This is a genomic window from Streptomyces sp. LE64, from assembly GCF_052606915.1.
In genome coordinates this window covers 3,013,249-3,033,081 of sequence record NZ_CP199708.1, presented here as the reverse complement: position 1 = coordinate 3,033,081, position 19,833 = coordinate 3,013,249, and the positions used below count along the sequence as shown (strand labels likewise).

The following is a 19,833-nucleotide window of genomic DNA, read 5'->3' as shown; positions in this document are numbered from 1 at the left end:
CGCGCCCCCCGCTGGGTAGCGTGGTGGGCATGAAGGCAATCACGATCCCGGCCCCCGGCGCGCCCGAGGTCCTCCGGTGGGCGGACGTGCCCGAGCCCGCCCCGCGCGAGGGGGAAGTCCTGGTCGAGGTGGTCGCCAGCGCGGTCAACCGGGCCGACCTGCTGCAACGCCGCGGCCTGTACGACCCGCCGCCCGGGGCGTCGCCGTACCCCGGGTTGGAGTGCTCCGGGCGGGTCGCCGCACTGGGTCCCGGGGTGGCGGGCTGGTCGGTGGGGGACGAGGTGTGCGCCCTGCTCTCGGGCGGCGGCTACGCGGAGCGGGTCGCGGTGCCGGTGGGGCAACTGCTGCCCAAGCCCGCGGGGGTGTCCCTGGTGGAGGCGGCGGCCCTGCCCGAGGTGGCCTGCACGGTGTGGTCCAACCTGTTCATGGTCGCCCGGTTGCGGCCCGCCGAGACCGTCCTCCTCCACGGCGGCGGCAGCGGCATCGGCACCCTGGCCATCCAGTTGGCCAAGGCGGTCGGTGCCCGGGTCGCCGTCACCGCCGGCTCCCCCGAGAAGCTGCGCCGCTGCGCCGGGCTCGGCGCCGACCTGCTGATCGACTACCGGGAACAGGACTTCGTCGAGGAGGTCCGGCGGGCCACCGACGGGGCGGGCGCGGACGTGGTCCTCGACATCGTCGGCGCGAAGTACCTGGACCGGAACGTCCGGGCGCTGGCCGAGAACGGACGGCTCGTCATCATCGGGATGCAGGGCGGCACCCGGGCCGAACTGGACATCGGCGCCCTGCTGGCCAAGCGGGCCGCGGTGGTGGCGACCTCGCTGCGCGGCCGTCCCGGGGCGGAGAAGGCGGCGATCGTCGCCGAGGTCCGGGAGCACGTCTGGCCGCTGGTCGCCTCCGGGCGGGTGCGGCCGGTCGTCGACCGGAGCGTTCCGATGCGGGACGCGGCCCTCGGCCACCGGGTGCTGGAGGAGGGCGGCAACGTCGGGAAGGTGCTGCTGACCGCGTAGGGGAGGGGCGTCCCCCGGACGGCGGCGCTGGAGGTGCCGGGTGCGGCCCGGGGTGCGAGGGTGGCCGCGGGGACGGTTCGGTCCGGAGGGCGGTCGCGGTGGCTGCGTTGCTGGGTGCGTTCGGCGGGGTCGGAACGGGCCTCGCCCTGACCGCGTTGCTGCTGGCTCCCCCCGACCCGGGGCCCGGGCGGTCCCCGACCTCCGCCGTGGCGGTCCCGCCTCCGGCGACCGCCGTGCCCTCCCTCGTGGTCACGGCCCCGGCCTCCCCGACCCGACGGCCCCCCGCCGCCGTGCCCTCCGCCTCCCCGGGCGGACCGGTGGTGCCGGCCCCGCCCGTACCGGGCGCCCCGGCCCCGGCCCGCCCGGACGACCCGGGGCCGGGGCCCTCGTCCCTCCCCTCCTCCCCGGGGCCCGACCCCGTCGAGGGACGCCCCGACCCCGCCGAGTCCCGGGCCGGGAGCCGCGCGGGCGAGGGCCGGCTGCGCCCCGGCCGCCCGGCGGAGCCCTCCGGGCCCGGCGGGGAGGGCTCCGCCACCCCGGCCCCGAGGGCCACCGGGCCCGTCGCACCGGAGCGCGGGTCGGGGCGGGCGACGGTTCCGGACGGCGGTGCCGCCGAGGACGACGCGGCGCCGGGGGTGGACACCGAGGCGGGCGGCGGCAAGGCCGTCGAGCAGGCCGCGGACGGGGCGGTGCCGCACCCCGCCGCTCCCCGGGACCCGCGTTCGCAGGTCCTCTCGCTGGGCAGCGGGCTGCTGCTGATGGGGCTGGGCCTCGGGTACCTGGGGTGGCGGTTGCGCCGGTGGTGAGCGGGTGCGTCCCGTCCGGGCGGACGGGACGCGGACGGAAGTCGACCGGGATCCGGGGGCAGCACCCCGCACCGCGGCGCGGTGCGCGACAATGAGCGCATGGAGATGCCGAGGAACGAACGGTCGCAGGAGAGCCCCCAGGTCCTGGTCGTGGGCCAGGACGGCATGGCGCTCGGCGGCGGCGCCGGCCCGGACGAGGACTCCCGCGAGGTCCCGGTGACGGAGATGGTGGAGCAGCCCGCGAAGGTCATGCGCATCGGCAGCATGATCAAGCAGCTCCTTGAGGAGGTGCGGGCCGCTCCCCTCGACGACGCGAGCCGGCAGCGGCTCAAGGAGATCCACGCCAGCTCGGTGAAGGAGCTGGAGGACGGTCTCGCCCCGGAGCTGGTGGACGAGCTGGAGCGGCTGTCGCTGCCCTTCACCGACGAGGCCACCCCGAGCGACGCGGAGCTGCGGATCGCGCAGGCGCAGCTGGTGGGCTGGCTGGAGGGGTTGTTCCACGGCATCCAGACCACCCTGTTCGCCCAGCAGATGGCGGCCCGCGCCCAGTTGGAGCAGATGCGTCGGGCGCTGCCCCCGGGCGTCGGTGGCGACGAGGACCACGTCCACCCCGGTGGCCGCACCGGAGGCCCGTACCTGTAGGGGTCCGACGGAACGGGCGGGGGGCACGGCGGTCGACCGCCGTGCCCCCCACCCGTTCCGGGGCTAGGACGCGGGCTTGCCGGTGGAGACGTCGAGCTGGATGGTCGGCGGGTCCTCGGGGTCGAAGGAGGTGTTCGCCTGGGGGAACTGCTTCATCACGGCCCCGTCGCCGTAGGTGTTCTCGTTGAGTTCGGTCTCCTCGAAGCGCCACCCGGCGGCCTGGAGGCACTCCTTCACCGAGCTGATGTGCCGGAGCACGAAGTCCGGCATCTCGACCTTGTTCTCGTCGTCGTACGCGGTCTCCGGCTCGGTGCACTCGGTGGTCTTGATGGTCTTGGTGGTGTCGGGACCCCGGTAGCCCTCGACCTTCGCGGGCGCGGAGGCGCTGGGGGTGCGCTCGGCTTCGGCCGGCTCCTCGCCGTTGTTCTTGATGAGGCTGTTGGCGAAGACCACGGCGCCGGCGATCAGCAGGGGCAGGGAGTACAGGAGCGCCCGCTTGCGGGTGGGCTTGCGCTTGCCGGTGGCCGGCGGCCCGGGCTGCGGGGGCATCCCGTAGGCGGTGGGCTGGCCCGGCTGCTGCTGCGGGTACCCGGTCGGGGTCGGGTAGCCCTGCTGCGGGTAGCCGTAGCCCGGTCCGGGGGACGGGGTCGGCGGGCCGTAGGGGCCGGGCTGCGGCTGCTGGTACGGCGTGTGCACCGGGCCGGGCGGCGGGGCGGCGGTCTGCTGGTCGACGGGCGGGAAGACGGCCGAGGCGACGCCGGCGCCGCTGGCGGTCGGGGCGCCGGCCACGATGCTGGGCGCCGCGGGCTGGAGCGAGCGGGCGACCCGCAGGCACTCCTCGCGCATCGCCTCCGCGCTGGGGAACCGCTCGTTCGGGTTCTTCCGCAGCGCACGGGCCACCAGGGCGTCCACCGCCGGGGGCACCGACCGGTTGATGCTCGACGGGGCGACCGCGTGTTCCTGGACGTGGGCGTAGGCGATGGCGAGCGCCGAGTCCGCCTCGAACGGAAGTCGCCCGGTGACCAGCTGGAACAGCATGATCCCCACCGAGTACAGGTCGGAGCGGGCGTCGACGGCCCGGCCGAGCGCCTGTTCCGGGGACAGGTACTGGGGGGTGCCGACGACCATGCCGGTCTGGGTCATCGAGGTGACCCCGGACTGCATGGCCCGGGCGATGCCGAAGTCCATCACCTTCACCACGCCGCGCTTGGTGATCATGACGTTGCCCGGCTTGATGTCCCGGTGGACCAGCCCCATCTCGTGGCTGATCTCCAGGGCGGCGAGGACGTCCGCGGTGACCTGGAGGGCCTGGTCGTTGGGCATCGCGCCGAACTGCCGGACGTCGGACTCCAGCACCGAGCCCAGCGGCCGGCCCTCGACGTACTCCATGACGATGAACGGGGTGGCGCTGCCGTTCAGCTCGTCCTCGCCGGTGTCGAAGACCGAGACGATGTTGGTGTGGGTGAGCTTCGCCACGGACTGCGCCTCGCGCCGGAACCGCTCGCGGAACGCGGGCTCACGGCCGAGTTCGGTGTGCAGGGTCTTGACGGCGACCTGCCGGTCGAGCACCGAGTCGTACGCCAGGTGGACGGAGGCCATGCCGCCCTCGCCGAGCAGGTCCCGCAGCTGGTAGCGCCCCCCGCCGACCGATCGCCCCGTGTAGCGGCCCTGCGCGCCGTCCTGGCTCATGGTCTGCGTCCCCCAGAGGCACGGGCGGGTGACGGTCGTCCCGGCCCCCCACACGTGGTGTATCGATGGTGCGATTCCCGGCCAAGTCTGCCGGAGGCCACCGACACGTCAAGTTCGATGCCCGTTCCGTGACCGTACGCGAACGAAGCGTCGCGCAAGCGTGACGGAGCCTTCACCGGGCGCCCACGGATTTGCCCCTATCGCGGGGTTACGGGTTTGATGGCCGGTCCATCTCGGACCGTGGCGGCCGGCGGAGGCTGTAGCGTTGGCCGGCGGAGACCGTAACAACCACCGCGCGTACGCGGGCAGAAACGACGGCGAGGACCCATGGCACAGACGCAGCGCGCCCAGGGCCCGTCCGACCCCGAGGCATCTGGTGGCGGTATGGGTGACGCGCCGGAGAACTGGGGCAACGGCGGACTGGTCGGGGACGGCCGGTACCGGCTGACCCACCGGCTGGGGCGGGGCGGCATGGCCGAGGTGTTCGCGGCCGAGGACGTCCGCTTGGGCCGCACCGTCGCGGTGAAGCTGCTCCGCGCCGATCTGGCCGAGGACCCGGTGTCCAAGGCCCGGTTCACCCGTGAGGCGCAGTCGGTCGCCGGTCTGAACCACCACTCCGTGGTCGCCGTGTACGACTCCGGCGAGGACCAGGTCGGCCACCAGACGGTCCCCTACATCGTGATGGAGATCGTCGAGGGTCGCACCATCCGCGACCTGCTGATCAACGCCGAGGCCCCCGGCCCGGAACAGGCGTTGATCATCGTCTCCGGGGTGCTGGAGGCGCTCGCCTACTCGCACCAGCACGGCATCGTGCACCGCGACATCAAGCCGGCGAACGTGATCATCACCCACAACGGTGCCGTGAAGGTGATGGACTTCGGCATCGCGCGCGCCCTGCACGGCGCGCAGTCGACCATGACCCAGACCGGCATGGTCATGGGCACCCCGCAGTACCTCTCCCCCGAGCAGGCCCTCGGCAAGGCCGTCGACCACCGGTCCGACCTGTACGCCACGGGCTGTCTGCTCTACGAACTGCTGGCGCTGCGGCCCCCGTTCACCGGGGAGACCCCGCTGTCGGTGGTGTACCAGCACGTGCAGGACATGCCGGTGCCGCCGTCCGAGGTGTCCGACGGGGTGCCGCCGGAGCTGGACGGCCTGGTGATGCGGGCGCTCGCCAAGGACCCGGACGACCGGTTCCAGACCGCGGAGGAGATGCGGGGGCTGATCCAGTACGGCATCCAGATGCTGTACGAGCAGGGCAGCCACACCGGCACCTGGAACACCGGTCCGGTGGCCGGGCACGACGGCGGGTACACCCCGGCGATGGGCGTCGCCGCCACCACGGCGCTGCCGCACCCCGACTCGGGCACCGCCCAGATCCAGCAGACCATGGTCCGTCCGGCCGGTGACGGCGGGTACGGCGGCTACGACCAGGGCTACGACACCCAGGGCGGTGGCGGCGGGCGCCGCCGGAACAACCTGTGGGTGGTGGCCGCCCTCGCGGTGATCGCGGTGATCGCGGGCGTGGCCCTGGCCGTGAAGCTGGCCGGCAACAACGCCGAGGACAACAAGCAGAAGAAGAAGGAGACTCCGGCGACCCAGTCGGAGAAGCCCGAGGAGAAGAAGGAGAAGGAGAAGGAGCCGGAGGAGGAGTCGACCACCAGCAAGCCCAACAACTGGGGCACCGGCAGCGGCGGCGGCAGCGGTTCCAGCTCCACCAGCGGCGGCAACCAGTACCCGTCCTCGGGCGGCCAGCAGCCGGGCACCAGCGGCGGCGGCCAGACCCACGGCGGACAGCAGCCCACCCAGGGCGCCTCCCAGCCGGCCACCCCGCCCACGGACACCGAGGGCGGCGACTCCACCGGCACCACCGAGGGCGGCGAGACCGGCGGCGGCGCCACCGAGGGCGGCGACTCGACCGGCACCACCGAGGGCGGCACCTCCACCGGGACCACGGAGGGCGCCAACGGCGGCAGCGAGACCGGTGGCAGCGAGACCGGTGGCAGCGAGACCGGCGGCGGCACCGACTCCGGCGGCTCCGGCACCACCGGCTCGGCCGGTTCGGGCGCCAGCGGCGCGAGCGGTGCCAGCACCACCGGCTCCGGCGGCAGCGAGGGCGCGACCACCTCGTAGCCCCTCCGGTAGCACCCCCGCGCCCTCGACCCGCGCGGGACGACACGAACATCGCGGACCCGGTGGGTCCGGTTCCCGGCACTCCGGGGGCCGGACCCACCGGCCGTTCCGCGGTGGCATCAAGTGCCCCCGCCTGCGCAGGAAGCTGACACGTTTCGCCGTGGTTCGGCCACCGCGTCGTTGAGAGGCTTGATCTCGCCGGCAAGCAACGGGGGGAAGACCTCTTCCCATCGATTTCCCAGCGATCTTCTGTCGATTCGTGGAGGCGATGATGAGCGTCAAGGCTGGTGTCCGGGCGGGGAGCACCGTACTGATGGCCGTGGTGGGGGCGTGGGCGGCGGTGGCGCCGGCCCAGGCGTCGCCCGCCGGGTGGGAGTCCCCGGCGGACGTCCGCCCGGCGGTGGCCCACTGGTCGGTGGTGGTGGAGTCGTCCGGGAAGCTGTGGGACTCCCTGCGGACCGCCCTGGACGACGTGCGGGGCGTCAATGGTTGGCAGTGAGGCGGCCGTGGCCGGGCACGAGGTGCGGGTGGCCGCCGCAACCGCCGCGGCAGGGGCGGCGGAGACCGCGTCGATCCGGCTGGTGGCGCTGCTGCCGGTGGGTTGGGGCTGTCACCAGCGGATCGAGGACGGACACATCGTGTTGCGGGTCCTTGCGCCCGGGGACCGGGGGGCCGACGCCGTGGCGGACTGGCTCGCCGAGGCCCTCGCGGACCGGGCCTTAGCGCACTGGGAGGCGCTCGCGCCGGGCCGCTGAGGCCCGGCGGGCGCGGCCCGTCAGACCCAGCCCCTTTCACGTGCCAACAGCGCTGCCTGGGCCCGACCGCCCGCGCCCAGGACGCGCAGCAACTCGGCGATGTGCCGCCGGTAGGTGCGCACCGAGATGCCGAGGTTGCGGGCGCCCGTCTCGTCCTTGCCGACCCGGCACATCTCGGCGAGCACCAGCTTCTCCACCGCGGAGAGCGGGTAGGCGGCCGGGTCCTCGGAGCCCTCGGGGCCGGGCAGGTCGGCGGCCTCGTCCCAGATCTTCTGGAACAGCGCGAAGGCGTTGGCGACGAGGCCGGGTTGCCGGGTGAGCAGGGCGCCGCGGGAGGTGTCGGCGGGGTCGGCGGGCACCAGGACCGTCTGGCGGTCGTACAGCAGGATGCGCTCGGAGAGTGTGTCGATCACCTTGATCTCGGCTCCCTGGGCAGCCAGTTCGTGCAGGTAGGCGGCGGTCGGCGGATGGTCGAGCGCCCGACCGAGGATGACGCTGCGGATGCGGACGCCGCGGCGCAGGCAACGGGCGTCGAGGGGGCGGGCGTGGGCGATGTTCTCCGGGGTCAACTCGGTGTACGGCTCGACGGAGAGGATCTCCTCGCGGGCGAAGAAGGCCAGGTCGTCGATCCGGGTGCGGATCTCGGAGAGCACTTCCAGGCGTTCGACGTCCTGGGCGGGCCGGGAGCCGGCGCCCTGTTCGCGGCGCAGCTCGCCGACCAGGTGACGGGCCTGGGTGACCTGCTGCAACTCCTCGTGCAGGGTCTGGAGGCGGATGCGGATCAGCCGGTCCACCGCCAGCTCCGGCTCGGTGGGCGTCAGTTCGCCCGTTCCGTCGACCCGCAGTAGTCCGAGGGCGATCAGGCGCTCCCGGGCGGCGGTGACCTCCTCGGGAGGGGCGTGGTGCAGCAGGTGCACGTCCTCGCCGGACGTGTGCGGGTTGCGCAGGAAGTGTCGGTAGAGGCGTTCCGCGGTCGGATCGAGACCGAGTACCGCCATGCTGCTGCCGCTCATTGTTCCCCCGAAGTGCTGGCGCTGCCGTGTGGTGCCGCCCGTCACCAGCGGGTCCGCGGGCCCGGTCGCAGGCCGCGGCGATGGTGTCGCGCACGGGGATCGTAAGACATCGGTAAAGGAGAAACGGGGGTTCCATGAGGGGCTGTGACGCAGTTGTGGAGGAACGAAAGGCCAGTTGGGGAGGGGTGAAGTGAGAATGTTGACCGAGCCGGCAGTCCACGGGCCACTGGATTTCTCCGTGCTCACGGACCGGGAGCGGGAGGTGCTCCGCTTGCTCTCTTCGGGTGAGACCAACCGGAGGCTGGCCCGGCACCTGGGCATCGCCGAGCGCACCGTGCGGGCGCACACCGCGAGCATCGTGCGCAAGCTGAGCCTGCGCTCCAAGTTCGAGGCGGCGCTGGTGTCCCATCTGCACGCGGAGCAACTCGCGGCCGGGCCGCACTTCCCGGCCCGGGCCGCGGGATAGGCCCGGCGGGGCGGACGGTCACGGGAGTGACGGAAGGGGGCCGGTGGCCCGGAGTTCGCTCCGGGCCACCGGCCCCCTTCCGGGTGTGCGCGGCGGCTACGGCAGCGCCGCGCTGACCGCGTCGACCAGCATCATCCAGGCGGGCGAGCCGCCGGTGCCGAAGGCCGCGGCGAGCAGGTAGCCGAGGGCGGCGTCGACCGGCTCGGGGGAGGCGCCTTCCCGCCACTCCACGATGACGATCTCGTCGCCGTCGTTGGAGAAGTCGGCCAGGTGCACCTTGTCCCGGGTGAACCTGCTGCTGGGGATCGAGTCGGGCACCAGGACGTGGGTCACGCCCTGGTGGGAGGTCCGGACCCGGTACGTCGACCGGCGGAACCTGCCCTTGCCGGGCCGCAGGGCGAGGGGGACGCCGTCGAGGGTGAGGGTGAGGTGGGCGGCGTCGCGGGTGCCGATGGCGATCTGCGGGTCGACCTCGGAGGACGGGTCGCGTTCCAGGACGGCGGTGGGGATGTTCGCCCCGGACACGGTCACCCGCTCCTGGCCTTCGATGCGGACCGCTATCTCGCCGAACAGGACGTCCTCGGTGAGGTGCGGGGCGGGGCTCAGGTCGTTCATGTGCGCTTCCTTCGGTGGGGGTCGGAACGTCCGCCGGTGGTGGGGGTGTTCGCCGGCGGGCGGAGGGATCAGGCCGTCGCGGCGACCAGTTGGCCGCCCGCCATCTCGCGGTAGAACGCGCTGCGGTCCAGCAGGTCCCGGTGGGTGCCCTGGTCGAGGACGCGTCCCCGGTCGAGGAGGACCAGGTGGTCGGCCGAGGTGACGGTGGAGAGCCGGTGGGCGATCAGCAGCACGGTGCATTCTCGCGCGGCCCGTTCGACGGTGGCGCGCAGGGCCCGTTCGCTGCGGCCGTCCAGATGGGCGGTGACCTCGTCCAGCAGCAGCACGGTGGGGCGGCGCAGCAGGGCCCGGGCGATGGCCAGGCGTTGGCGTTCGCCGCCGGACAGGGCCAGGCCGCGGGCGCCGATCTCGGTGTCCAGTCCGTCCGGGAGGCCGGCCACGAAGTCGGTCAGCAGGGTGCGGTGCAGCACCTCGGCGACCTCCTCGGCGGTGGCGTTCGGGGCGGAGTAGAGCAGGTTCTCGCGCAGGGTGCCGGCGAGCATGGGGGAGTCCTGCTCGACGTAGGCGATGCGGCGGCGCAGGTCGGCCCGGGACAGGGTGCGGATGTCGGTGCCGTCCAGCAGGATGCGTCCCCCGTCGGTGTCGTAGAACCGTTGGATCAGGGAGAACAGGGTGGTCTTGCCGGAGCCGGAGGAGCCGACGAGGGCGGTGATCCCGCCGGCCGGGGCGGTGAACTCGACCCCGTCCAGGGCGGGGGCGCGGCCCGGGTAGGCGAAGGAGGCGCCGGCGACGGTGACGGTGGGGGCGACCGGGGCGGCGGCTCCGGTGGTGTCCACGCCCTCCACGGGGTCCACGTCGTCCTCGACGGACATCCGGTTCAGCTCCTCGATCCGGGTGAGGGCGCCCAGGCCCTGCTGGAGCGAGTTGAAGCCGCCGACCAGGGAGACGATGGGGCCGCCCAGGTTGAACAGGTAGAGCAGGAAGGCCACCAGGGCGGCCAGGTCGAGGGTGCCGGTCGCGGCGAGCACGCCGCCCAGGCCGATCACCGCGAGGAAGGACGCCTGGACGACCAGACCGGCGAGGACCGCGATCAGCGCCTGGTAGCGGGCCCCGGTCAGGCCGGCCCGGTACGCCTTCTCGGCGGCGGCGCCGGCGCGGGCGGTCTCGGTGGCCTCGCCGCCGTTGGCCTTCACGGTGCGGGCGGCGCCCAGCGCCCGGTCCAGGGCGGCGCCGATCTCGCCGACCGACTCCTGCGCCCGGGTGGTGAGGGTGCGGATGCGGGGCATCACCACGCCCAGGGCGATGCCGACGACGACGAGCACGGCGGCGGTGATGCCGAGCAGCGGCAGGCTCACCACGCCCATGAGCACGATGGTGGCGATCAGGTGGATGGAGCCGTCCACCAGCTGGATCAGTCCGCCGGTGGCGGCGTGTTGGACCAGGGTGCTGTCGGAGGTGACCCGGGTGGTGAGGCTGCCCGGTTCGACCCGGTCGAGTTCGGCGGTGCGCAGCCGGATCAGCCGGGCGATGAGTCCCTTGCGCACCTGGAGCACCACGCGTTCCGCGGTCCGCTCGCTCAACCACGCCTGTCCCCAGGTGAGGCCGACGGAGAACAGGAACAGGGCGGTGAGCAGCAGGATCTCGTCCGCCAGCCCGTCGCCGACCGCGAGGTCGACGAGGACGTCCTGCACCACCAGGGGTTGGGCGAGGCCGGCGGCGCTGCCGAGGAGGGTGAGGAGCAACACCAGGGCGAGGACCCCGCGGTGCGGCCGTGCGTAGGCGAGCAGCGCACGCAGGGCGGGCCGCTCAGCCGGAGTCTGTTCAGCGTCAGGTGTGTTCACGCTTGCCTTTCTATCCCCTCCGCGCGCGCGACGGTATGGGCACAAGCGGCAATGCCGGAAGGGGAATTGCCGGGTGCGGTGATGCCGGTAACGCCAATGGCGGGACGGAATTCCGCTGGGTCAGGATGTGGATGTCCGCAAGGGACACCGGGTCGCCGGCAAGGCGAACGGGATTCTGGTGAAGGCGAATTCACCGGAACTCCGCCGCCGCTTGAACGCCGGATCGCGGCCCGCTATCGGATGCACGTCTACCGGAGGTTTTCTCCCATGCAGAACATGACCGAGCAGGACCTGTTCGACGGCTACACCGCCTACACCTCGGCCGAGGAGCTGGGCCTGGCGGACGGCAAGGAGGCCGGCCCGGCGTTCACTCCCACCATCCCGTGGGCGATCCGCGCCACCATCATCAGCGCCCGTTCCTCGCAGCAGTGCGCCGCGGCCCTGGGTTCGCTGGCCGCCCGCACCATCGAGAGCAAGTGCTGACCACGCCCTGAGCCTCGGGGCGGGACGGCGACGGACCCGACCGGGTCCCGGCGCCGGCCCGCCCCGGCCGGCAACGAGGGACATCACGATGCGGCACGGGACGTCAAAGGAAGTCCAAGGACGTCCAAGGAATTCGAGGGAACGGACAGAGGAATTGGGCGAGGCCGATCCCGGATTCCGGAGGATTCTCCTGGTGGGCACCGGGGCGCTCAGCGTCGCGTTTCTTCCCTTCTGGATCAACTGGTTCAAGAATTCGCCCCGGCAGGGGGAACTACGGGTCGTGCTCACCCGCTCCGCCCGTCGTTTCGTGTCGGCGGAGGCGGTGTCCGTCCTGAGCGGGCGTCCGGTCCTCGTCGACGACTGGGGCGGCCCGGACGGACGGGGCGACGAGGCCGGCACCCCGGTGCCGCACGTCGAACTGGCCCGCTGGCCCGACCTGGTGCTGGTGCACCCCGCCACCTTGAACTTCGTCAGCCGCTACGCGCTCGGACTCGCCGATTCGCCGTTGCTGCTGGCCCTGCACTCCACCGACGCCCTGGTGGGCGTCGCCCCCGCGCTTCCCCCCGCCGCGCACCGCAATCCGGTGGTCCAGGGCCATCTGGCGGCGCTGCGGGCCCGGCCCGGGGTGGTGGTGGCGCCGACCGTGTCCGCGGTCAGCGCCAGCACCGGCGAGGTGGACGACGGCGGTGCCGCACCGCTGACCGAACTGCTCGCGCTCTGCACCGCCGCCCGGCGCGCGGAGCGGAACCCGTCGACCGGGCGGGAAGGAGAGGAGCGATCCCCATGACGGCACGGCACGTCGGCTCCGCCATGCCCGCCCCCGCCATGTCCGCCTCCGTACCGGCCGCGTTCCCCGCGGACCTGATCGGGCCGGACCCGGCACCGACCGGGCTGGACGTGGACCCGAGCGGACCGGACCTGGTGGCCGAGTACGCCACCGGCCTGGCGACCACCCGGGTGTGGTCCGCCGGGGACGGGTCGTTCTGGTGGTGGCAGCGGCCGGGCGCCGATGCCGCGCCGCACCGGCCGGTGCCCCCGTCGTCGGCCCTGCCCGAGGTGCCGGACGGCGCCCGACTCGTCGTGCCCCGCCCGGTCGGCGAAGGGTTGATGTACCGGGTGCACGGCTCGGCCTCGGCCGCCGGCTGGCTGCGCGACTTCCGTCCGGCGGCCCGCCTCCTGGTCGCCGGTGCGCTCGGCGCGGCGGCCCGCGGGCTGCGGGCCCTGCACCGGGACGGGACGCCGGCGGCCGAGGCCGGTCCGGTGCCCGGACTGCGGCGGCTGCGCGACTGGGCCGCCTCGGACGACGCACTGCGGCGCCGGGCCCGCGCGTTCTGGGGGCCGGACCGCACCGCCCGACTGCTGGACTGGGCCGAGCAGGCCGGCGGCCCGGCCGCGGACGGCGTCCGGCGGCCGGTGCACGGCTGGGCCTCGCTGGGCGCCCTGATACCCCCCCTGAACCGGGGGCGGACCGCGCTGCTCACCGGCCCCGACCTGGGCACCGGCCGCCCGGAGCTGGACCTCGGCTGGCTCCTCGGCGAACTCGCCGAACTCGCCTGGCGGGTGCCCGCGCACCCGGACGGCGGGCCGGCGCCCGACGCGCTCGCGCTGCGCCGGATCCTCCTGGACGCCTACGGACCCGGCCCCGACCCGGTGCTGACCGGCCGCTGCGCGGTGCTCCGGATCGCCGTCCACATGCAGGACTTCGCCCGCTACCAGGGCTGGGACGAGGAACTCCTGGAGTACCTCGCCTTCACCGCCGACCTGATCGACCACGAGGGACGCCCCACGCTGCCCCCGAGCCCCGGAGACCCCCATGAGCACCCCTGAACAGGCCGGCGGCCCGGCCCTGTTGCGCTACCGACCCACCGACCCGACCGCCGTGCCCGGCGTGCGGGAACTCCTCGACACGCTGGGCCTGGGGCGGCTGGAGCCGGACGGGCTGGCCGGCTACGGCGGACGCAACGACAACTGGGCCGGCCGCACCACCAGCGGCGAACGGGTCTTCGTGAAGACGGTCGCCCGCGACCCCGACGGCAGCAGCGGGGAACTCGACCGGGCGCTGTCCTTCGAGGCGCTCGCCCCCCGGGTGCCGACCGGTTCCGCCCTGCGCTTCCCCGAGCACCTGGGCACCCACCGCCCGGGCGCGGTCAGCGCCTACCGACTGCTGTCCGGCGCCCGGTCCGGCGCCGAAGTCGCCCTGGACGGCGACTTCGACGAAGGGTTGTGCCGCACCGCGGGCCGGGCCGTGGCCACCCTGCACGGACTCGACCCGCAGGGCGCCGCACTCGACGCCGGGGACGCCCCGCTGCCGCCGCTGGAGTGGCTGGAAGCCTTCCCGTGGAGCGCCCTCCAGGACCGCAGCATGGCCCAGATCGCGGCCTGGAAGCTGGTGCAGGACGACCCGGGGGCGGTCGGGGCGCTGCGCCGGCTGCGCGCCCTGGAACGGGCCGCGCCCCGCACCCCGGCCCACTGCGACCTGCGGTTCGACCAGTTCATCCTGGCCGACGGCGAGCTGTACCTGTGCGACTGGGAGGAGTTCCGGCTCGCCGACCCGGCCCGGGACGTGGGTGCCTTCGTCGGCGAGTGGCTCTTCCAGGCCACCTACTCGGTGTTCGCCCCCGGCCCCGTCGCCGGGGACGCCGACGCGCCCCCGACCGGCTTCGACTTCACCCACGAGGAGGTGGTGCGTCGCGGCGGCGAGGGCATCCGCCGCCACCTGCCCCGGATCGCCGCCTTCTGGCAGGGCTACCGGGAGCTGCGCGCCCCCGACCCGCAACTCCCCGAACGCGCCGCCGGGTTCGCCGGCTGGCACCTCTACGACCGGCTGATCGCCACCGCCCAGGCGCACGCCACGCTCAGCCCGGTGGCCCGGGCCGCCGCCGGCATCGGCCGCACCCTGCTCACCCGCCCCACCGAGGCCGCCGCCACCCTGCGGCTGCACCTGCCGACCGGGAGCCCCCGATGACCGTCCCCGCCCCCGTCACCGCGGCCCTCGCCCCGCACCTCCTCGACGCCCTCGGGCGGGTCAGCGTCACCCCGGACGGCCGGCACGCCGTCGTCGCCGGCCGGGAGGTCTCCGCCGACTCCCCCCGCGACCTGCGCGGCCGGCTGACCACCGCCCTGTACCAGGAGTTCCACGCGGGCAACGCCCCGCGCGGGGCGGCCCCGGGGACCGCCCCCCGGCGCTCCACCCGGGACCCGGCCCTGGAGGCCCGGTACGCGGCGGGCGTGCCGCACCGGTGGACGCCCGCCGAGGGCCTGCTGTTGGCGCTGCGCCCGGACGCCGGGCAGGCGGTGGTGCGGTTGCCCGAGATCACCGCCCGCGTCCCCCTGGACCGGTTGCTCGCCCCGGACGACCCGGGCCCGGGCGACCTGGTGCGCCTGGCCCTGGAGGCCGCCCGACCCGCGCTCTCCCCCGGCTTCTTCTACGTGATGGGTTCGCGGCCGGTGACCCGCCCCGCCGGACCGGTCCGTCGACTCTTCGTCCACCTCGACGGCCCCGAAGGGGCAGCCGGGCACTGGGCGGCGGTGCTCACCGCCCTTGAGGAGGCCGGCGCCGCCTACCACGCCAAGGTGCTCTCCGACCCGGAGGACTTCCCGCGCCGGGACGCCCTGGTGGTCTACCTGCACGGTGCGCACGAGCCGGCCGAACGGGCCGTCACGGCGGCCGTGCGCCCCCTGCCCGGGCGGGGTGCCGACGTGTCGCTGTTCACCGAGGAGTTGGCGCCCGGGCTCGCCGCCGCCTGGGACCCGGTCGACCCGCGCCCCGGCCAGCGCGACCTCAGCTTCGGCCAGCACCGCTGCCTGGCCCTGGCCACCGCCCTGATCGACCACGCCACCGACCACGCCACCGATCACACCGACCACGGCCGCACCGAGCGGGTCGCCCGTGCCTTCCGGGCCGCCGGCATCGACCCGCTGCGCCCCGCCCGCAACGTGCCCGCCCCCGCCGAAGGAGACCCGACGTGACCGACACCGCCACCGAGACCCCGCCGACCACCGAGGACACCGCGCCCACCGGCTTCGGCGCCGCGCTCTCCACCGCCTACAGCGAGGCCCTCGCCGAGGTGTACGACGAGGTCTACCCGGCCACCCCCGACCTCGACGACATCGGCGCCTTCCTGCTCACCCTCGCCCGCCCCGGGGCCAGCGTCCTCGAACTCGGCGTGGGCACCGGCCGGGTGGCGCTGCCGCTGGCCGCACGCGGCTTCGAGGTGCACGGCGTGGAGACCTCCCCGGCCATGCTCGCCCGACTGGCCGAGAAGGACCCCGAGGGCCGGGTCACCACCCACCTGGGCGATCTCACCGCCCTCGACCTGGGCCGCACCTTCGACGTGGTCCTGGCCCCGTTCAACGTGCTCTGCTGCGCCATGGCGGTCGACGAGCAGATCGCGCTGATGCACGCCGTCGCCCGGCACACCGCGCCGGAGGGCCACGTCGTCACCGAGACCTTCGACCCCAGCGACTACCACGTGCAGAAGCGCAACGAGGTCGCCACCCACCCCGTCGCGGACCGCGGGGCCGTGATCGAGTCCATCGGGGTGCTGCCCGCCTCGCAGAACATGATGGTGCAGAGCACCCTGCTGCTGGACGGCGCGGCACCCCGCTCGGCCACCACCGTGCTGCGCTACCTGTGGCCCTCCGAACTCGACCTGCTCGGCGGCATCGCCCGACTGGAGCTGACCGCCCGGTACGCCGGCTGGCGGGAGCAGCCCTTCGACGGCGGCGACAGCCGGAAGATGTGCGTCTCCGTCTTCCGACCGCTGACATGACCCTGCACGAGCACCGGTTGCCCAACGGGCTGCGGGTCCAGGTCGAGCCCCGGCCCGGACACGGACGGGGGCTGGTCGCGGTGGCCCTCACCGTCGCCGCGGGCAGCGATCTGGACCCGGCCGGCCGGCACGGCACCGCCCACCTGGTGGAGCACCTGATGTTCCCGCGGGGCGGTGCCGGGGAGGGGCACGCGGCTCGGGTCGCCGCCGCGGGCGGGGTCTGCAACGCGGAGACCCACCGCGACCGCACGGTGCTGCACACCGTCGCCCCGGCCGCCGTGCTCGACGCCGTCCTGCGCGGCGAGGCCCGCCGGCTGCGGGACTTCGCCCCCGCCGCCGAGACCTTGCGCACCGAGACCGCGGTGATCGCCGAGGAGATCCGGGGCGCCGCCGCCGGCGGCCGGCTCTGGGAGACGGTGCTCGGCGCCCTGCACCCCGGCAGCCGGGACTCCTACGGCACCCCCGCCGAACTGGCCGCGACCACCGTCGCCGACGTCGAGGGCTTCGTCCGCCGGCACTACCGCCCCGAGGCGCTGGCCCTCACCGTCGTCGGCGAGGTCGACCCCGCCCCGGTGCTCCATCGGATACGGGAACTCTTCGACGACCTCCCACCCGGTGAAGGGCCCGTCCCGGTGGCCGTCCCCGTCCCGCCCCCGCGCACCACCGCCCGGCCCACCGCCACCGCCCCCCTGCCCGCCCCGGCCCCCGCCGTCGCCCTCGGCCACCTGCTCCCCGCCCCCGCCCACGACCTGCCCGCCCACCTCGCCCGGGTGGTCCTCGCCGAGGTGCTCGGCCGCAGCCGGCTGCCCGCCCTGGTCCGCGCCGACCCCCGCCTCACCTCCGCCCGGGTCACCTGCGGCCTGTACGGGCAGTGGCTCGGCGCCCGCGCCCCCGAACCCGTGCTCGCCGTCCTCGGCCGGGCCCCCGGCGTCCGCGCCGAGGAGGCCGCCGCGGCCTGGACGGACGCCCTGCACCGGATCGCCGACCGGCCGCCGACCGCCGGGGAGCTGCGCCGCGCCCGCAACGCCCTGCTGCTCGCCCACCACCGGGGCGCCGACTCGCTGACCGCCCGCGCCGTCACCCACGGCCACCTCGCCCTGCTCCTCCCCGACGCCGGCGGGATCGACGCCCTGCCCGCGGCGCTCGCCCGCACCACCGGACGGCAGGTGTCCACGGCCGCCCGGGGCCTGCTCGCCGGCCCCCGCTCCCTGACCGCCCTGGGCGATGGAGACGCATGACCCCCGCCGCGGACCGCCCGCACACCGACGACACCCTCCCCAACGGCCTGCGCCTCGTGGCCGTGCACACCCCCGCCGCCCCGCTCGCCGAGATCCGCCTGGTCCTGCCGTGGGCCCGCACCGCGCCCCGCCTCGCGGCGGCCCAACGGCTGCTGGCCGCCTGCCTCGGCACCGGCGCCCGCACCCCGGGCGGGCACCTGCGCACCCGCCGGGACATCGCCGACCGGGCCGCCGACCTGGGCGCCGAACTCTCCACCGTGGTCACCCCCGAGTCACTGGTGCTCTCGGCGGGGGTGCTCGCCGAGGGGCTGCCCGGCGCCCTGGGCCTCCTCGCCGACCTGCTGCTGCGCCCCGTCCACCAGGAGCGCGAGATCGCCCTCGCCCACGCCCGGCTGCCCGCCCCCGGCGCCCGCCCGCTCGGGCGGAACCTGCTGCGCACCGCCCTGCTCACCGACGCCTTCGGCACCCACCCGCTGCTCGCCCCGCCCGCCCCGGACGCCGCCCGCCCGCCGACCGCCGCCGACCTGTACGCCCTGCACCGGCGGGCCGTGGTCCCGGCTGGATCGGTCCTGCTGATCACCGGGGACGCCGACCCGCGGCGCACCGCGGACACCGCCGCGCAGGCGCTCGCGGACTGGTCGGGCGGCCCCTCCGGGCTGGTGCTGCCGCCCTTCGCCCGGGCCGAGCCCCGCCCCGGCCGCACCCGCCTCACCGACCCGGAGGCCGCCCAGGCGCTCGTGCTCACCGCCGGGCCCGCCGCCCGCGGTGACGCCGCCCTCCACCTGGCCCAACTGGTGCTCGGCGGCCACGCCTCCGGTCGGCTCGCCCGCCGCGTCCGGGACCGGCACGGGCTGGCCTACGCGGTGTCCGCCACCCTCCGCGAGAACCGGGCCGGCGCCTGGCTGGAGACCGAGGCCGCCGGCGCCCCCGGCACGGCCGACCGGATCGCCGCCGAGGTCACCGGCTGCCTGCACGAACTCGCCGCGGACGGCCCCACCCCCGACGAGTTCGAACGGGCCCGGGCCTACGCCCTGGGCTTCACCCGGTTCGCGCTCGCCACCCGGGCCGAGGAGGCCACCGCCCTGGCCGGCTTCCTCGCCGCCGGGCTGCCCCTGCACTGGCTCGACGACCACCGCAGCGCGCTCACCGCCCTCACCCCCGCCCGGGTCGCCGAGGCCGCCGCCCGTTTCCTCGACCCCCGGCACACCGCCCTCGCCACCCTCGACACCCCGCCCGCCCCACCGAGGCCCGAGCCCGGCCCGGCCGCGTCCGCCCCGCCCCAGCCCGTCCCGCACGGGCACCACCCGCACGAGACGGAGTCCCCAGCGTGACGGCCCTGCCCGCGGTGCTCTACCCGCTCCAGCCCGACCACCCCGAGCTGGTCGCCCCCTTCGCCGCCGTCGCCCGGCGGGCCGGCGCCCGCCGGCTCTGGCTCTGCCAGTCCTTCCGCGCCGAACCCCACCAGACCCTGGCCTACCTCGCCGGACGGGGCCACACCGTCCCGGTCGGCACCGCCGTCACCCTGCTGCCGCTGCGCCACCCCTACGAGGCCGCCGTCCAGGCCCGCTCGCTGGCCCTGCTCACCGACGCGCCCGCGGTCGCCGGCTTCGGCATCGGCAACCCCGGCTTCGTCGCCGGCCTCACCGGCCGGCCCTACGCCAGCCCGCGCCGTGCCGTCCGCGACTACCTGACCTCCGTCCGCGCCCTGCTGGACGGCCGCACCCTCGCCCACGACGGCCCCGACCACCACCTGCACGGCTCCCTCGCCCCGCTGCCGCACGCCCCCGTCGAGGTGGGCGCCGGGGTGCTCCGCCCCGGCATGGCCCGCACCGCCGGCGAGGTCGCCGACGTGGCGATCACCTGGATGACCCCGCCCGACTACCTCGCCCGCACCCTGTGCCCGGCCCTGGCCGAGGGGGCCCGGGACCGGCCCGCCCCGCCGCGGGTGGCCACCGCCGTGCACGTCCTGGTCACCGGGCCCGGCCGCGACCCCCGGCGCCTCGCGCTCGCCGCCACCCGCGAACACCTGGCCGCCCCGCACTACGCCGACATGCTGCGCCGGGCCGGCGTCCGCACCGACCCGCACGATCCGGCCGGCACCGCCCGTGCCCTGCTGGACTCCGGCACCGTCCTGGCCGGCACCCCCGAGGAGATCGCCGAAGCCCTCGGCGGCTACCGCCGCGCCGGCGTCGACGAGGTCCTCCTCAACCCGTCCGCGGTGCTGCTCACCGAAGGCGTCCACGCCGCCGCCGAGGACCTCGAACGGGTCCTCGCCGCCTGCCGCGCGGCCGGGCCGCAGCAAGCTGCCACCGCCGAACAGCATGCTGCCCCCGCCGCCGCCCCCCGGGCGCCCGCCGCCCTGCTTGGCTGAGG

At 75.4% G+C, this 19,833-nt stretch carries 20 protein-coding genes; 16 read left to right on the top strand and 4 right to left on the bottom strand.

The window, feature by feature from the left end; translation table 11 throughout:
• Positions 1-29 precede the first annotated feature (29 nt).
• The 3 genes from ACSMX9_RS13770 to ACSMX9_RS13760 all read left to right on the top strand — a co-directional run bounded on the left by ACSMX9_RS13770 (position 30) and on the right by ACSMX9_RS13760 (position 2,455).
• Positions 30-1,007, top strand: a complete 978-nt coding sequence (locus tag ACSMX9_RS13770) for an NAD(P)H-quinone oxidoreductase (RefSeq protein ID WP_445402616.1) — start codon at positions 30-32, stop codon at positions 1,005-1,007.
• 98 nt (positions 1,008-1,105) lie between these two features.
• Positions 1,106-1,813, top strand: coding sequence for a hypothetical protein (locus ACSMX9_RS13765; RefSeq protein WP_445402615.1), 708 nt, complete (start codon positions 1,106-1,108; stop codon positions 1,811-1,813).
• Positions 1,814-1,912: 99 nt separating this feature from the next.
• Entirely contained in the window at positions 1,913-2,455 is a 543-nt protein-coding gene (locus tag ACSMX9_RS13760) for a bacterial proteasome activator family protein (protein WP_351243755.1), read from the top strand.
• Between the two features lie 63 nt (positions 2,456-2,518).
• Here the strand turns inward: ACSMX9_RS13760 and ACSMX9_RS13755 are convergent, their stop codons facing one another.
• Positions 2,519-4,144, bottom strand: coding sequence for a protein kinase domain-containing protein (locus ACSMX9_RS13755; RefSeq protein ID WP_445402614.1), 1,626 nt, complete (start codon positions 4,142-4,144; stop codon positions 2,519-2,521).
• Between the two features lie 327 nt (positions 4,145-4,471).
• On the opposite strand from ACSMX9_RS13755, the gene ACSMX9_RS13750 reads away from it, so the two are divergent.
• The 3 genes from ACSMX9_RS13750 to ACSMX9_RS13740 all read left to right on the top strand — a co-directional run bounded on the left by ACSMX9_RS13750 (position 4,472) and on the right by ACSMX9_RS13740 (position 7,032).
• Entirely contained in the window at positions 4,472-6,277 is a 1,806-nt protein-coding gene (locus tag ACSMX9_RS13750) for a protein kinase domain-containing protein (RefSeq protein ID WP_445402613.1), read from the top strand.
• Between the two features lie 271 nt (positions 6,278-6,548).
• A complete protein-coding gene (locus ACSMX9_RS13745; RefSeq protein WP_445402612.1) occupies positions 6,549-6,776 on the top strand; it encodes a hypothetical protein in 228 nt (75 codons plus the stop codon).
• 7 nt (positions 6,777-6,783) lie between these two features.
• Positions 6,784-7,032 (top strand): hypothetical protein, encoded by a 249-nt coding sequence (locus ACSMX9_RS13740; RefSeq protein WP_445402611.1) that lies wholly within the window; start codon positions 6,784-6,786, stop codon positions 7,030-7,032.
• 20 nt (positions 7,033-7,052) lie between these two features.
• On the opposite strand, the gene ACSMX9_RS13735 is transcribed toward ACSMX9_RS13740, so the two are convergent.
• Positions 7,053-8,045 (bottom strand): helix-turn-helix transcriptional regulator, encoded by a 993-nt coding sequence (locus ACSMX9_RS13735; protein WP_445402610.1) that lies wholly within the window; start codon positions 8,043-8,045, stop codon positions 7,053-7,055.
• A 196-nt stretch (positions 8,046-8,241) separates the two neighbouring features.
• On the opposite strand from ACSMX9_RS13735, the gene ACSMX9_RS13730 reads away from it, so the two are divergent.
• Positions 8,242-8,511: a helix-turn-helix transcriptional regulator gene (locus tag ACSMX9_RS13730; protein WP_351238840.1), complete on the top strand. Its 270-nt coding sequence runs from the start codon at positions 8,242-8,244 to the stop codon at positions 8,509-8,511.
• A gap of 96 nt (positions 8,512-8,607) precedes the next feature.
• Here ACSMX9_RS13730 and ACSMX9_RS13725 read toward each other — a convergent pair whose 3' ends face one another.
• Both ACSMX9_RS13725 and ACSMX9_RS13720 read right to left on the bottom strand, forming a co-directional pair.
• Positions 8,608-9,126 (bottom strand): hypothetical protein, encoded by a 519-nt coding sequence (locus ACSMX9_RS13725; protein WP_445402609.1) that lies wholly within the window; start codon positions 9,124-9,126, stop codon positions 8,608-8,610.
• Positions 9,127-9,194: 68 nt separating this feature from the next.
• A complete protein-coding gene (locus ACSMX9_RS13720; protein WP_445402608.1) occupies positions 9,195-10,967 on the bottom strand; it encodes an ABC transporter ATP-binding protein in 1,773 nt (590 codons plus the stop codon).
• Between the two features lie 267 nt (positions 10,968-11,234).
• Here ACSMX9_RS13720 and lxmA point away from each other — a divergent pair, with 267 nt between their 5' ends.
• The 9 genes from lxmA to lxmJ all read left to right on the top strand — a co-directional run bounded on the left by lxmA (position 11,235) and on the right by lxmJ (position 19,831).
• On the top strand, positions 11,235-11,450 hold the full coding sequence (gene lxmA, locus ACSMX9_RS13715) for a lexapeptide family class V lantibiotic (RefSeq protein WP_351238846.1): 216 nt from the start codon (positions 11,235-11,237) through the stop codon (positions 11,448-11,450).
• Between the two features lie 154 nt (positions 11,451-11,604).
• The gene (gene lxmD / locus ACSMX9_RS13710) at positions 11,605-12,237 is read left to right on the top strand and encodes a peptide terminal cysteine decarboxylase LxmD (protein ID WP_445402607.1); all 633 of its coding nucleotides are present in this window, start codon (positions 11,605-11,607) and stop codon (positions 12,235-12,237) included.
• Complete coding sequence (locus ACSMX9_RS13705; protein ID WP_445402606.1) at positions 12,234-13,277, top strand: hypothetical protein; 1,044 nt, start codon at positions 12,234-12,236, stop codon at positions 13,275-13,277. The genes lxmD and ACSMX9_RS13705 overlap by 4 nt, the downstream gene beginning before the upstream one ends.
• Positions 13,264-14,415: a class V lanthionine synthetase subunit LxmK gene (lxmK, locus tag ACSMX9_RS13700; protein ID WP_445402605.1), complete on the top strand. Its 1,152-nt coding sequence runs from the start codon at positions 13,264-13,266 to the stop codon at positions 14,413-14,415. The genes ACSMX9_RS13705 and lxmK overlap by 14 nt, the downstream gene beginning before the upstream one ends.
• Entirely contained in the window at positions 14,412-15,419 is a 1,008-nt protein-coding gene (locus ACSMX9_RS13695; RefSeq protein ID WP_445402604.1) for a T3SS effector HopA1 family protein, read from the top strand. Before lxmK ends, ACSMX9_RS13695 begins: the two co-directional genes overlap by 4 nt.
• A complete protein-coding gene (locus ACSMX9_RS13690) occupies positions 15,416-16,222 on the top strand; it encodes a class I SAM-dependent methyltransferase (protein ID WP_445402603.1) in 807 nt (268 codons plus the stop codon). Before ACSMX9_RS13695 ends, ACSMX9_RS13690 begins: the two co-directional genes overlap by 4 nt.
• Positions 16,219-17,460, top strand: coding sequence for a M16 family metallopeptidase (locus ACSMX9_RS13685; protein WP_445402602.1), 1,242 nt, complete (start codon positions 16,219-16,221; stop codon positions 17,458-17,460). Before ACSMX9_RS13690 ends, ACSMX9_RS13685 begins: the two co-directional genes overlap by 4 nt.
• Complete coding sequence (locus ACSMX9_RS13680; protein WP_445402601.1) at positions 17,457-18,791, top strand: M16 family metallopeptidase; 1,335 nt, start codon at positions 17,457-17,459, stop codon at positions 18,789-18,791. Before ACSMX9_RS13685 ends, ACSMX9_RS13680 begins: the two co-directional genes overlap by 4 nt.
• Positions 18,788-19,831 (top strand): F420-dependent peptide dehydroalanine reductase LxmJ, encoded by a 1,044-nt coding sequence (gene lxmJ, locus ACSMX9_RS13675; protein ID WP_445402600.1) that lies wholly within the window; start codon positions 18,788-18,790, stop codon positions 19,829-19,831. The genes ACSMX9_RS13680 and lxmJ overlap by 4 nt, the downstream gene beginning before the upstream one ends.
• The last annotated feature ends 2 nt before the right edge of the window (positions 19,832-19,833 follow it).

Coding starts and splice junctions, on each gene's coding strand:
- ACSMX9_RS13770 (WP_445402616.1), top strand. CDS start 30: ATGAAGGCAATCACGATCCCGGCCCCCGGCGCGCCCGAGGTCCTCCGG.
- ACSMX9_RS13760 (WP_351243755.1), top strand. CDS start 1,913: ATGGAGATGCCGAGGAACGAACGGTCGCAGGAGAGCCCCCAGGTCCTG.
- ACSMX9_RS13755 (WP_445402614.1), bottom strand. CDS start 4,144: ATGAGCCAGGACGGCGCGCAGGGCCGCTACACGGGGCGATCGGTCGGC.
- ACSMX9_RS13750 (WP_445402613.1), top strand. CDS start 4,472: ATGGCACAGACGCAGCGCGCCCAGGGCCCGTCCGACCCCGAGGCATCT.
- ACSMX9_RS13745 (WP_445402612.1), top strand. CDS start 6,549: ATGAGCGTCAAGGCTGGTGTCCGGGCGGGGAGCACCGTACTGATGGCC.
- ACSMX9_RS13735 (WP_445402610.1), bottom strand. CDS start 8,045: ATGAGCGGCAGCAGCATGGCGGTACTCGGTCTCGATCCGACCGCGGAA.
- ACSMX9_RS13730 (WP_351238840.1), top strand. CDS start 8,242: ATGTTGACCGAGCCGGCAGTCCACGGGCCACTGGATTTCTCCGTGCTC.
- ACSMX9_RS13725 (WP_445402609.1), bottom strand. CDS start 9,126: ATGAACGACCTGAGCCCCGCCCCGCACCTCACCGAGGACGTCCTGTTC.
- lxmA (WP_351238846.1), top strand. CDS start 11,235: ATGCAGAACATGACCGAGCAGGACCTGTTCGACGGCTACACCGCCTAC.
- ACSMX9_RS13705 (WP_445402606.1), top strand. CDS start 12,234: ATGACGGCACGGCACGTCGGCTCCGCCATGCCCGCCCCCGCCATGTCC.
- lxmK (WP_445402605.1), top strand. CDS start 13,264: ATGAGCACCCCTGAACAGGCCGGCGGCCCGGCCCTGTTGCGCTACCGA.
- ACSMX9_RS13695 (WP_445402604.1), top strand. CDS start 14,412: ATGACCGTCCCCGCCCCCGTCACCGCGGCCCTCGCCCCGCACCTCCTC.
- ACSMX9_RS13685 (WP_445402602.1), top strand. CDS start 16,219: ATGACCCTGCACGAGCACCGGTTGCCCAACGGGCTGCGGGTCCAGGTC.
- ACSMX9_RS13680 (WP_445402601.1), top strand. CDS start 17,457: ATGACCCCCGCCGCGGACCGCCCGCACACCGACGACACCCTCCCCAAC.